This is a genomic window from Nocardia sp. CA-120079 (assembly GCF_050955745.1).
GTDB lineage: Bacteria > Actinomycetota > Actinomycetes > Mycobacteriales > Mycobacteriaceae > Nocardia.
In genome coordinates this window covers 8,057,109-8,070,047 of the sequence record NZ_CP192088.1, presented here as the reverse complement: position 1 = coordinate 8,070,047, position 12,939 = coordinate 8,057,109, and the positions used below count along the sequence as shown (strand labels likewise).

Below are 12,939 nucleotides of genomic sequence, written 5' to 3'. Positions count from 1 at the left end.
AGGCGCGGTAGCCCGGCGAGGTCAGCCTTCGTGAGCGCCGGGCAGTAAGCGCGGAAGGACGGTCGAGCCCGCGGTTGCTGCGGCAGCGGAGGTTGTGGCTATGGTCCAGCCGACGGGACCCAGTGGCGTGCAACCGAAATAGGCGGACAGCCCCGGGACCATGACGACCGCGCCGAGAACCACGCCGCTGGCTGCGGTGGTGACCCAGACCAGGGGACTGCGGTGGCCGGAGACGAGTGTCTGGCCTAGTTGGGTGCCGATGAGCGCGACCAGTCCGATGGTGGCCGCGCGGCGTCGGGTTCCGGTGTAGCGGCCGAGCGTCCACGCCGTGCATGCACCCGCCGCCGTGGCTATGCCGCGTACTGCGATGGTGCGGGTGAGGTCGGGACCAAGATGGGCAGGCGGGATTTCCGCCAACTGCCGTGCCCGCTGCTCGGCACCGTGCTCCGCATCGTGCGGATCCGGGCTGTCGCGGTCCGGTGAAAGGGCCAGGGCCAGCGCGGGAAACATATCGGTGAGCATGTTCACCAGCAGGAATTGCCTGGTGCCCAGTGGTGCCTGTCCGCCGACCACGGTGCCGTAGATGGTGAAGGCGATCTCGCCGGCATTGCCACCGACCAGCACGCCCACCGCGTCGGTAATGCGCTGCCACATGCCGCGTCCTTCTACCAGGGCGTGCAGCAGGGCGAGCGGATTCGGATCGGTGAGCACCAGATCCGCCGCATTGCGGGCGGCCGCGGATCCGCGTGCGGCCAAACCGATTCCGATGTCCGCGCTGCGGATTGCGGCGGCGTCATTGCTGCCGTCGCCGGTCATGCCGACCACGTGTCCATTGCGACGCAGCGCGGCCACGATGCGCACCTTCTGCTCCGGATCGACCCTGGCGAAGACGGTGCTGCGTTCGATGAGCTCGGCCTGCTCGGTATCGTCGAGCCGATCCAGATCGGCGCCGGTGGTGACGGTATCCACGGTGATGCCGAGTTGGCGGGCCACCGCCGCCGCCGTGACCGGATGATCGCCGGTGATCATGCGCACGCCGATATCGTTGTCCTGCAAGGCGGTTACCAGTGGCAGCGTCTGGGGTCGCGGGGTGTCGGCGATGCCGATGAAGCCGAGCAGCGTGAGTTCGTCTACGGCGCGTTCGACGTCATCGGGCTCGTCGGGGAGGTCGCGGCGGGCGACGACGAGTACGCGCAGGCCCTGTTCGGCGAGATCATCGATGACCGCCCGCGCGCGCTTGTGCACGTCTTCGGAGATCTGTTCCGCGGTAAGTGCTTTGGTGCAGCGGGGGAGTACGACTTCGGGCGCGCCCTTCACGATCAGGCGCAGCTTGCGCGTCGTTTGGCCGAGCACCGCGGCGTAGCCACGATTGGATTCGAATGGGATCTCCTCGATCTGATCCCACTGGTGTGCATCGTCGCCGAGGTTTTCGGCGGCATCCAGTACGGCGCGGTCGGTGGCGTGCAGCACCGGTCCGGCGTCCGGATCCGGGCAGGCGCGGGCGGCGGCGCGCAGCAGTCGGCGCGCATCGTCGGATTCGTCGTCTGGTGACCACTGGTTGTCCAGGTCGGCCAGCATGGTGAGCCGCAGCCGTCCCTCGGTGAGGGTGCCGGTCTTGTCGAAGCACAGGGTGTCGACGCGGCCGAGTGCCTCGACGGTGCGGCTGGCGCGGACCAGCACGCCGTAGCGCGACAGCCGACGCGCGGCCGCCAGCTGTGCCACGGTGGCGACCAGGGGCAATCCTTCCGGTACCGCGGCCACCGCGACGGCGACGCCGTCGGAGATCGCATCGCGCAGCATCCGGCCACGCAGGCCGCCCAGCGCGGTGACCAGCGCCCCGCCCGAAAGGGTGAGCGGTAGGGCGTGATTGGTGAGCTGCCGCAATTGGGCCTGTACGCCGCCCTTGTCCGGCGGCACCGCGCCCGCGGCCGCGCGACCGGCTTGGGTGTCGGGGCCGACCGCGACCACGACTGCCAGACCTGACCCGTTCACGACGGTGCTGCCCGCGAAGATCATGCAGGTGCGTTCGCCGAGTGCCATGCCGGGTGTGGCGGCGAGATTCTTTTCGACCGTCACCGATTCGCCGGTCAGACCGGACTCATCCATTTCGAGTTCGTCCACGCGTAGTAATCGGGCATCGGCGGGCACCACATCGCCCGCGCGGACGACCAGGATGTCGCCGATGGCGAGAGCGTCCGCGGGCACGGATTCTGTGGTCGGGTCGGCCTCGTCGATCGCATCGCGGTCGATCAGGCGACCGGTGAGTTGTTCGCCTTCGAGCAGGTCCTGCAATTCGCTCTCGGCACGCTGGCGCTGAGCGGCCGAGATCACCGCATTCACGGTCAGCACGGAGGCGAGAAGTATGGCATCGGACGGCTCGCCGAGTATGGCGGTGGCGACGGCGCCGACGCTGAGGATCGGTGTCAGCGGATCATCCAGTTCGCGTCGCAGATGGCGGGCGTAGGTCGTCATCGGTGCGAAAGTTCTTGTGAGCAAGCTCTGTTCGGCTCGGGCCGGAATCGCGCGCTCGTCGAGCGCCGGAGGTTGCGGTAGGCGTCCGAGTACTTCGTTGGATTCCAATGCGTGCCAAGGTAATAGGGGTGCAATTGTGGTGGGCGGTGCGGACGCGGCGGCTCGAATGCCCTTGCGCGCCCCGGTTATCAGGGCGGTCAGCTGTGCGGCGACCATCGGTGTCGTCCGGGCGTTCCTGGTCGGAGTGACGGCGAGCAGCAACCCACCGAGCGCACACGCCGACAAGGCCAGGGTGCGGCCACGATCGCTGACCACCCGAGCGGGCGCGACAGTCGCGAGTACGCGCTGCACCTGCCCCAGATCCCGGCAGATGGCGTCCGCGGCCCACGGTGGTTCGCAGTGATCGGCAGTGAACAACCCGAGCGCCACATCAGCTCGGGCCAACGCCTTATGGGCACGCGGGCTCAGCACCGCGACAACCTGCCCGTCCTGCTGCAGTCGCTCGACCAGCTTGCTCATCGATGCCGTCGCCGAGACGAATTCATCAGCAAGCGAACGTAATTCGTGCGCATCCTCATGCGCGACAAGCACCACCCGCAACCCGGCCCGCCGCGCCGCGGTCAACACATCATGCGCGCTCGAATCGAGCTCCCGCCCGAGCAATACCCGCCCGACCGTGCGGTCCCCATCGCGCAATTCGCGCCAGACCGGCCGAATGGTGGCACCCCGGTCCCGAGCCCCAGAGTTGGGATGCACCAGTCGCAGTGACTGGTCCTCTGGTTTCTCTTCGTCCCCCACGGTGGCGGCCTGCTTGTCGCCCTCCGTCGAGCCCTTGTTGTGGCCGTCGGTTGCGGCGCCCCGTGCCGCGGCCTCCCCGTCAGTCCGGGCGGTGGCTTGTTCGTCGCTCTCGGTGGTGGCTCGCGCCTTGCCTCCGGTTGCGGCCGGCTTGTGGCCGTTGGTGGCGGCTTCCTTGTTGCCCTCACTCGAGGCTTGCTTGTTCCTCCCGGTCGTGCCTCCCGCGTCCCCCGCTGTCGCGGCCTCCCGGTCCGCGGGCGAGGCTTCATCGTCACCCTCCGACGACCACAGCAGTCGCTGTGCTGCGCTCCAGACCTTCCCGGTAGACCATTCGTCATCGGCCGACTCGACGTCGAGTACCAGCCGTCGCGAGGTGAGCAGTGCTTCGCCGTCGATTACCAGCGTGCTCAGCCGGTCCAAACGACGCCACGCACCTCGATGCAGTGTGAGTACCCCCGTCCGCGCGAGGACCATGTTGACGCTCGCGGCGTAGGCCTCGCGGGAGGCCCGGGCAGCTTTCGGTGCGCCGAGGCCGAGGGCATCGGCGGCGTCGCCTATGCGGCCGACGCCGACGAATGCGGCGGTGCCGATCAGCGATCCGGCTGCTGTTTCGTCGCCGACGCGCTCGATCGGGCCGGGTGGCAGGTCGGTGGGGCGGGTATAGGGCGGTAGGGGTTCGGTTACGTCGGGGTGTTCGCGGCACACCAGGTCGGACTCCCAGTTGCGCCACTCCAGACGCTGGGCGACGGCTTCGCCGAGGAGGAAGGTGCGCTGGGCTGTATCGGCCAGCAGATTCGTGATGCCGTCGGCGGCGTTCTCACCGAATGCGGTTCCGATCGCGGTGACGACGGTGAGGGCCATATCGGTGCGGGAGCGCCCGAATCGGGATTCGAGCATTGTGCGCAATCGTGGTTGGGTGTCGAAGAAGGTGGCCGCCGCCCGCACCGCGCGCGCAGGCCCACCGAACGGTAGCCGCGCGCCGACCGTGCACACCGCAATGGCGAATACCTCGCTCGCCACCTGAATTCCCGCCGCCAGCAAGGGTTCCCGGTCCTCGGGGTATTCGACGGTGCGACTCCAGTCCACTTCGGCGACATTGCTGTCGGCCTCGATCCCCTCGATGACCTCGAGCAGTTCCGGCAGTCCGGTCGCGCCTTCGCGCAGCGTGGCGACCACCCGACCGGTCACCGCATTGACATGCGACCACCGCACACCACGCAACTTGCCGAGCCGCTCGTCCAATGTCCGCGCCAAGGCAGCGCCACGCTCGGAGCTCAGTCCGCGCACCTCGATCGTCGCCTTGTCCTCGCGCAGGGCGACCCGACGGTTGGCCCGCCGCTCATGCGGGTCGACCAGATCGAGCAGGTCATCGCCCAGCGGGCTCTCCGGTTGAGGAGCCAATTCATCGACTCCGGCGACGGCGGTATCGATTACCGAAGCGGCGGCATCGGCCACGGTTTGCGCCGCATGAAACGGCGCTTCGACGAGTTGTACGCCTAGTCCGACGGCCGTCGATACCCCGGTGCGCACCACACCGGTAATCGCCGCCGTCGGTGCCTCGATCCACCACGGTGCCAAACCGTCACGCCTACCCATATTCGGCAACTACCCGGCATCATCAGATGCAAACGGACACCGAAAATGCTTGTCGGCTGGGATTTCAGGCACCGCGCCACGGTGCTCTACGACACCGGATTGGCCACTTCCCCAACGGGTATCCGCAGTACATGCCGACCTTCCGACGTGAAGGTCCAAACGACATGCGGGGTTGCCCGGCACCGTCAACGAGGACGAGGCCCACAATGGCGCGGACCGAGCACGGCCAACCACGCGACCGCCAACACCGGAAAGTGTCAGGTGATGCAGGTAGCAGCGGTGCTTGCGCGCGGGGCCGAGGGCGGCGGCGCCGCACTCGACCAGGTCGGGGTGCTGACCGGCACCGCGATCGCCATCGCGGCCGTGCTGGTCGTGGTCGGGTATCTGCACCGCACCCGTCGCATCACGTGGCTGCAAACCGCCGCCGATCGACTCGGCGGCCTGATCAACCGGCCGGGCTGGGTCGCGCTGCCGCTCGCGCTGTTCATCGCCACCATTCTCACCGCGCTGTTCGGCTTCATCTGGGATGTGAGCCTGCACATCGGTAAGGGCCGCGACGAGGGCCCGCTGGCGAACCCGGCGCACTACTTCATCATGATCGGCCTGTTCTTCCTGTTCATGGCCGGAATGCTGGCCATCATCCTGCCGCTGGACGAGAAACCCGGTCCGGCCGCGATTCGGATCACCCGCGACTGGTACGCCCCGGTCGGGGGCGTGCTGATGGCGGGTGCCGGCCTGTACGCACTCATCGGCTTCCCACTCGACGACATCTGGCACCGACTGTTCGGCCAGGACGTAACCCTGTGGGGTCCCACGCATCTGATGCTGATCGGTGGCGCCGGATTGTCGCTGGTCGCGGTGCTGCTGCTGGAGTTCGAAGGCCGCCTGGACCGCCCCGATCCGGATCGCGCCGACGGTCCGCTGCTGTGGCTGGTCCGCACCTTCGCCTTCGGTGGTCTGCTGATCGGCCTGTCGGTGTATCAGGTCGAATTCGATTTCGGCGTCGAACAGTTCCGTCTCGTCTTCCAGCCGATGCTGATCGCGGCCGCGAGTACGATCGCGCTGGTTTCGGCGCGCTATACGCTCGGCCGCGGTGGTGCGTTGGCCGCGGTAGTGTTCGCGATCGTCGTCCGCACCGTTTTGGCGGTGCTGGTCGGTCCGCTGCTGGCTGCGCCGCACAATGTATTTCCGCTGTATCTCGGTATCGCGCTGATCGTGGAACTGATGGCGCTGCTGCCCATGTCCAGACCCGTTCGGTGGGGTGCGCTGAGCGGACTGGTCGCGGCCACGCTCGGGCTCTGGCTCGAATCACTCTGGGTGGCAAGGATGTTCGTGGATTCCTGGCCGACCGGTATGTGGCCGGAGCTATTGGTCATGGCGGTGCCGGTGGGTGTCGCGGGCGGTGCGGTCGGCGTGCTGCTCGGCATGGTCCTGCGGGGCGAAGAGCTCCCGCATGTCGCGATTCGCCGTGCCATCGTGATCGCGGCGGTGCTGATCACCGCCGCCGCCACCGCGAATGGATTGCGCGTCGATGTTCCCGGAAATGCCTCCGCAACAGTTCAGTTGCGTGACGCGGCACCGGTAGACGCGGGCCGGATGGTCAACGCCGATATCACACTGGCTCCTAAGGATTTGGTGGGCGCTGACCCCGAGTGGGTACAGATTTTGGCCTGGCAAGGCGGCACCGGTTCCTCGAACCCCGGTCGGGGACTGGTGATCGATCAGCTGCGCCGGGTCGGCGAGGGTCACTATGTGAGCACGAAACCTGTTCCTGCATACGGAAATTGGAAGACGATCCTGCGACTGCACGACGGCCGATCGCTCACTGCTCTACCCATCTACATGCCGCACGACCCCGGTATCGACGCCGCCGAAGTTCCGGCACTGGACCAGTTCACGCGCCCCTTCGTCCCCGAAATCACTGTGCTCCAACGTGAACGCTCATTCGATCGGCCCTCCTGGCTGATCGATGCGGCATCGCTGGTCGTACTCGTCTGCTCCCTGCTTCTCATCTGGTCGCTGTCCTGGGGAGCGGCTCGGATCAACCTCGCCTATCGACGCGACCTGCGCGCGCAGGCCTCGCCCCTTAAAACTCATGCCAACCCGAGCTAGCCTCGGGATATGTGCCGAAATATCACTGCCCTGCGTGGGCTCGAGCCCGCCGCCACCCCGGAAGAAGTGCATGCCGCGGCATTGCAGTACGTCCGCAAGGTCGGCGGGCTTTCCAGCATTTCCGCAGCTACGCGCCCTGCGGTCGATGCCGCGGTCGCCGACATCGCGGCCGCGACCATGCGGCTGCTCGAACAATTGCCCGAGCGGAAGGTTCCGCCCAAGAACGTGCCGCCGCTGCGGCGGCCCGAGGTGCAGGCACGCATCCACGCGCATTCGCACGACTGACGCTGCTCTGAGCAGATCTGCTGTGGGCAGCGTGGCGAGATTTTTCGGGTAGGCGCGCGGCACGGTGGAGTCATGGCTCACGATGACAAGACACCGTTGTTCAGTTGGCGCGCCAGGGAGCAGCTGCTCAGCAGGCGGATTCTGGTGCTGGACGGACCGCTCGACGACGACAACGGCACGCTGCTGATGACGCAGCTGCTCACCTTGGCGGCCGAGGATGCCGATTCCGGGATCTCGTTGTGGATCCATTCCCCGGGTGGTTCGGTTCCGGCAATGCTCGCCATTCGCGATGTGATGCGGCTGGTGCCCTGCGAGGTCTCCACCCTGGCACTCGGATTGGCCTGCAGCGCAGGGCAATTCCTTCTGTCGGCGGGTACGCCGGGTCGGCGGTTCGCCCTGCCGCACGCCAGGGTGCTTATGCATCAGGGCTCGGCCGGAATCGGCGGCAGTGCCGTCGACGTCGAGGTGCAGGCCGATGACCTGCGCTACACCGTGGAGACCGTGCTCGGCATCATCGCGGGGGATACCGGCCAGCCGTACGACCGCATCTACGAGGATTCGCTGCACGACCGCTGGTTCAGCGCGGCACAGGCCAAGGAATACGGCTTCATCGACCACATTGTCGGCTCGTTCGGGGAAATCGTGCCCCAGCGCCAGCGGATCGGAATTTCGGCATGACGTACACCATTCCCAATGTGATAGCTCAGCATCCGCGCGGCGGCGAGCGGATCACCGATATCTACTCCCACCTGCTCGCCGAGCGGATCGTCTACCTCGGGACCCCGATCGATTCCGGCGTGGCCAATGCGCTCATCGCCCAGCTGTTGCACCTGGAATCGGAGAGTCCGGAGCAGGAGATCAATCTGTACATCAACTGCGAGGGCGGCGATCTGTCCGCAATGCTCGCGGTGTACGACACCATGCAATTCATCAAGGCCCCGGTGGCGACGACCTGCGTCGGCCAGGCCATCGCGGTCGGTGCGGTACTGCTGGCCGGTGGGGAACCCGGTCGCCGCTCCTTGCTGCCGCACGCCCGGGTCGTCCTGCATCAGCCTGCCGCCCGCGGTCAGGGCGCGATTCCCGATCTGATCCTGCAAGCCGACGAGTTGGTGCGGATGCGCGCGGAAATCGAGTCGATCCTGTCGCGGCACACCGGGCAACCAGCCGAGCGGCTACGTCACGACACTGATCGAGACCGCGTCTTCACCGCACAGGCGGCCGTCGACTACGGCCTGGTCGACCACGTGCTGGGTGCCCGCGCCGACTGATCAGGCGGCCAGTGCCATGAGGGTAGGTCCAGCACTGGATCGCGGCGCGGCCTGCCGGACGAAGGTGAGCCGACGATGAGCGCGCAATTCGTCGGCCACCTGCTCGGTGAGACCGAACAGGGTGGTGCCGAGCGCGCCGGCCAGCGCCGCGATCATCTCGCTCGACGGTTCCTTGCGGCCGCGCTCCACCTCCGACAGGTACTGCGGCGAAATACCTGCGCGACTTGCGGTTTCGACGAGGGTCTCGCGTTGCTCACGCCGCAGCGTGCGCAGCCGTTCGCCGAGCACCTCGCGCCACAGCGGTTCCTCGGTGTGGCGAGGTCGGTCGTCGCGTCCGCCCTGGATCGAGTGCAGCTCGGTCATAGGGAGAGCGTACGGCCGCGCGGGCCGATCCGACCGGGCATTACGCTGTGGGCGGACAAGCCGACGAAGGCCCCATGCCAACGGACACAGGGCCTTTCGGATCGAGTCGAGATCAGGGCAGCGGAATCCACTGGCCGAAGAACCAGAAGCCATGGCCCTGGGGCTGCTGATCATGCCGCTGCTGGTCCTGGCGCTGATCCCCGCGCTGCTGATCGTGGCCCTGCTGTTGCTGCTCGATACCTGGACGCTGATCCTGCCCCGGATCGGCGCTCGCCACACCCGCACCAACGCCCAGCAGGCCGACCAGCACACCGCCCGCGATCGCACCCTTCGCCAGCTTCGACTTGATCTTCATCCACGTTCCTCCTGTTGTCGGGTCTCTGTCCGAGACCGTCGACCCGTCCGATCCGGACCGACAAGACAATCTTGGAATCCCGAGATTTGCGCACCCTAGCCCGTGGCTGTGAGTTAGCTGGGACCCATCCGCTTACTGCGCGAGCTGTTCGCACCGCTGGGTTTCCTACGATTGGTCTACCCGCGAAGCAAGGAGATAGCAGATGACCATCCGCAAGGTGACCGTCCTCGGAACCGGGGTGCTGGGATCTCAGATCGCATTCCAGACCGCATTCCACGGATTCGATGTCACCGCCTACGACATCAGCGACGAGGCCGTAGCCGGTGCTCGTGACCGTTTCGCCAAGCTCGCGGCGACCTATCGCATCGAAGTGCCGGGCGGTGATACCAAGGCCGAGAAGACCGAGGCGGGCATCGTCGCGACGACGGATCTGGCCGCGGCCGTGCAGGATGCCGACCTCGTGATCGAGGCGGTGCCGGAGGTGCTCACCATCAAGGAGCAGACCTACCGGCAGGTGGGCGAACTCGCACCGGCGAAGACGATCTTCGCCACCAATTCGTCCACCCTGCTGCCCAGCGATATCAAGGACTACACCGGCCGCCCCGACAAATTCCTCGCGCTGCATTTCGCGAATCAGGTGTGGCGATACAACACCGCCGAGGTGATGGGCACGCCCGACACCGATCCGCAGGTCTTTCGGGCGGTCGTCGAGTTCGCCGCCGCGATCGGCATGGAGCCGATCGAATTGCACAAGGAGAAGGCGGGTTACGTCCTCAATTCGCTGCTCGTGCCGCTGCTCAATGCGGCCATGGCGCTCGGCGCGGGCGGATTCGCCGAACCAGAGGCAGTCGACAAGACCTGGCGGATCGGCACCGGCGCACCGGTCGGCCCATTCCAGATGCTCGACGTCATCGGACTGACCACCCCTTACAACATCCTGGTCAACGGCGGCGAAGAGGGACAGCAGCTCGCGGCCTGGCTCAAGACCAACTACATCGACAAGGGCAAGCTCGGCATCGCCACCGGAGAGGGTTTCTACAAGTACTCCGAATAGCTCATGGCACGACCACCGGATGCGGCTATTCCGGCGCGGGCTCGGGTTCGGGGGATTCGTCGGGGGGTGCGGTGACGACGTCGATCTGCTCGCCGAGGTAGCGGGCCACCACGGCGAGGACGGCCGCTACCGGTACCGCGAGGAAGGCGCCGACGATGCCGTAGAGGGAGCCGCCCGCGGTGATCGCGACCAGCACCACCACGGCATGCAATTTCATGCTGCGGGCCTGCAGGACCGGTTGCAGCACATTGCCTTCCAACTGTTGGACGGCGATGATGATGCCGAGCACGATCAGCGCGGTGGTGACGCCATTGCCCACCAGCGCAACGAGCACCGCCAGCGCCCCGGCGACGAATGCGCCGACCATCGGCACGAAACCGCCGATGAAGGTGATCACCGCGAGCACGAATGCCAGTGGGACGTGCAGGATCACCAGTCCGGCGCCGATGAACACCGCGTCGATCAGACTTACCAGCGCCTGTACGCGGATGAATCCGCCGAGGGTGGACCAGATGCGATTCAGCACTTCCTCGAGGTGCCTGCCGCCGCGACTGCCGAGCACGGCATGCAGCCACGGCAGCAGCCGCGGACCGTCCTTGACGAAGAAAAACGCCAGTACCAGCACTAGGAACAGCGTCACCAGGGTGGAGGTCGCGGTGGTCACGCCGGTGAAGACGCCGGAGGCGATCTGTTCCGAACTGGACTTCAGCCGCTGCGTGATCGCGTCCACCGCGGCTTGCAACTGCTCGTCGCGTATGCGCAGCGGTGGACCGTGCAGCCAATCACGCACCTTGTTGACACCCTCGGTGGATTTGTCGGCCAGCTCCGGGGCCTGGTCCACGACCGACGGGACGATCAGGGCGATGACACCGGCGAGGACTCCGATGAATCCGAGCAGGGTGACCGTTGCCGCGGCGCCGGGCCGAAAGCCGTGCGCGGTGAGCCAGCGGGTCGGCGGCCACAGTATCGTCGCGACGATCAGCGCCAGCGCGATCGGCAGCAGTACCACCCAGAGCGCGGCGATGACGGTGCCGAGCACCCACGCGCCCGCCGCGATCGCCACGATGCACAGCGACCATTTCGCCAGCCAGATGAGTCCCTTGCCGATCGCGTCGCCGCGATCGCGGGTCGGTGGGCGGGTCTTCTCGGTGCCGTCCTGCTCACTCACGCCGTCAGTCTGGCACGGTCGACGGCTGGGCGGTGCCATCATCGGCACGCTGCGCAGGACTCAGCGGGTCGAGCGCGGCCGAGTCATCTGCGGCGAACCAGGTCCGGTAGAAGGTGAAAGCCAGCGCGGCGAAGACGCCCAGAATCGCGACGCCGAACGGGAACGGGTAGTTCGCCATCGGCAGCGCGAGGAAGCGCACGCACAGCAGCACCCCCGCGAAGGTCGCGATACCGAAGGCCACCACCTGGGCGCGGCCGCGATCCCAGCCCCGGTCCGGATCGCGCAGAACGGATTCGACGGTCAGGCACAGTGCCGCACCCGCGACGAGATCGACGCCGTAGTGGGCACCGAGACCGAGCGTCGCGACGAGGGTGCAGACCAGCCAGAACGCACCTCCCCAGCGCAGCCAGAGCGGTCCGCGCCGGGAGTGGATGAACAGCGACAGCGCCCATGCCGTATGCAGTGACGGCATGCAGTTACGCGGTGTGATGCCGTCGAAGGGCATCGAATCGACCGAGGACGGCAGTGCCGCAACGATATTCGGCCAGACATCGGCGAGTTCGAAACCTTGCCCCTCCGGGCCGAACGCGAGCACCGGCCCGACGACCGGGAAGACCACATAGAACAGGGGGCCGACCACACCGAGCGTCAGGAATGTGCGCACCAGATAGTGCCGCGGCCACACGCCCGCGGTGACGCCGCGCAGCTGCCACGCCGCGACCACAATGGCCGCGACCGGCAGTTCGAAATACACCCAACGCACCACACCCAGCGGCACCGGTCCTGCCGCGTCGAGTACCTGTCCGACGAGCCACGACGGATTGCCGAGCGCGTGATCGGCCAGTTCCGCATAGGGATCCAGGACGGTCGGGCAGGCCCATGCGGTGATGTCCAGCCAGATCTCGCCGACCTTCGTCGCCAGAATCAGCAGCGCACCGAGAGCGATTGTGCGCAGCGCGGTTTCGCGTCGCGCGCCGGTCCAGCGCACCGCGGCGATCACCGCCAGCGCGGTGAGCACGATCGTCGGACCGTTCCCGACCGTGAACAACCGCCCCTCGATCGCGCGAATGATCACGAAGACCACATCGATGCCGACCGCGGCCGCCAGCGCACGTACCCGCACATTCCAGGAGACGCCGATCAGCGCCAGCAGAAAGCCGGCCCACGGCGTGGTCGCCGACTTGGGCCGCCCGACGTAGTCCCAAGAAAGACTGGTCAGCGGCCCGAGCGCATTGATATGCACGGCCATCAACTGCCCCGCGATCAACACCGCGACCGCGCCCGCGATACTGCCCCAGATCAATCGAGTTCGCCACGGACGCGCAGTCCCCACTTCCCCCGGGGGTGCAACCGATCTCTCCTGCGCGTCCTGAATCAACATCCCGACATCGTAAACAGGATGTGAACACCACCGTGCGCCCCGATTAACGCAACCTGTGAACTCACTGCGCGCGCTTGCGGACCGGTCAGT

General features: G+C 66.9%; 10 protein-coding genes. 5 read left to right on the top strand and 5 right to left on the bottom strand.

What is annotated here, in order from left to right:
* Positions 1-21 precede the first annotated feature (21 nt).
* On the bottom strand, positions 22-4,863 hold the full coding sequence (locus ACQPYR_RS36790; protein WP_433623802.1) for an HAD-IC family P-type ATPase: 4,842 nt from the start codon (positions 4,861-4,863) through the stop codon (positions 22-24).
* 264 nt (positions 4,864-5,127) lie between these two features.
* Between ACQPYR_RS36790 and ACQPYR_RS36785 the strand changes: the two genes are divergently transcribed.
* The 4 genes from ACQPYR_RS36785 (at position 5,128) to ACQPYR_RS36770 (ending at position 8,528) form a co-directional block, all read left to right on the top strand.
* Positions 5,128-6,975: a hypothetical protein gene (locus ACQPYR_RS36785; protein WP_433623800.1), complete on the top strand. Its 1,848-nt coding sequence runs from the start codon at positions 5,128-5,130 to the stop codon at positions 6,973-6,975.
* A gap of 9 nt (positions 6,976-6,984) precedes the next feature.
* Complete coding sequence (locus ACQPYR_RS36780) at positions 6,985-7,260, top strand: DUF2277 domain-containing protein (protein WP_063043074.1); 276 nt, start codon at positions 6,985-6,987, stop codon at positions 7,258-7,260.
* A 72-nt stretch (positions 7,261-7,332) separates the two neighbouring features.
* On the top strand, positions 7,333-7,938 hold the full coding sequence (locus ACQPYR_RS36775) for a ClpP family protease (protein ID WP_040687344.1): 606 nt from the start codon (positions 7,333-7,335) through the stop codon (positions 7,936-7,938).
* Complete coding sequence (locus ACQPYR_RS36770) at positions 7,935-8,528, top strand: ClpP family protease (protein ID WP_433623798.1); 594 nt, start codon at positions 7,935-7,937, stop codon at positions 8,526-8,528. Before ACQPYR_RS36775 ends, ACQPYR_RS36770 begins: the two co-directional genes overlap by 4 nt.
* On the opposite strand, the gene ACQPYR_RS36765 is transcribed toward ACQPYR_RS36770, so the two are convergent.
* Together ACQPYR_RS36765 and ACQPYR_RS36760 are read right to left on the bottom strand one after the other, a co-directional pair.
* The gene (locus tag ACQPYR_RS36765) at positions 8,529-8,891 is read right to left on the bottom strand and encodes a helix-turn-helix domain-containing protein (protein WP_433623796.1); all 363 of its coding nucleotides are present in this window, start codon (positions 8,889-8,891) and stop codon (positions 8,529-8,531) included. It abuts the gene before it with no gap.
* Between the two features lie 112 nt (positions 8,892-9,003).
* On the bottom strand, positions 9,004-9,246 hold the full coding sequence (locus ACQPYR_RS36760; RefSeq protein WP_063043078.1) for a hypothetical protein: 243 nt from the start codon (positions 9,244-9,246) through the stop codon (positions 9,004-9,006).
* A gap of 202 nt (positions 9,247-9,448) precedes the next feature.
* Between ACQPYR_RS36760 and ACQPYR_RS36755 the strand changes: the two genes are divergently transcribed.
* A complete protein-coding gene (locus ACQPYR_RS36755) occupies positions 9,449-10,300 on the top strand; it encodes a 3-hydroxyacyl-CoA dehydrogenase (protein ID WP_433623793.1) in 852 nt (283 codons plus the stop codon).
* A gap of 25 nt (positions 10,301-10,325) precedes the next feature.
* Here ACQPYR_RS36755 and ACQPYR_RS36750 read toward each other — a convergent pair whose 3' ends face one another.
* Positions 10,326-11,507 carry an AI-2E family transporter gene (locus ACQPYR_RS36750; RefSeq protein WP_433635342.1) on the bottom strand — a complete coding sequence of 394 codons (1,182 nt, stop codon included), beginning with the start codon at positions 11,505-11,507 and terminating at the stop codon, positions 10,326-10,328.
* Positions 11,473-12,849, bottom strand: coding sequence for a DUF5933 domain-containing protein (locus ACQPYR_RS36745; RefSeq protein ID WP_433623791.1), 1,377 nt, complete (start codon positions 12,847-12,849; stop codon positions 11,473-11,475). The genes ACQPYR_RS36750 and ACQPYR_RS36745 overlap by 35 nt, the downstream gene beginning before the upstream one ends.
* Positions 12,850-12,939 lie beyond the last annotated feature (90 nt).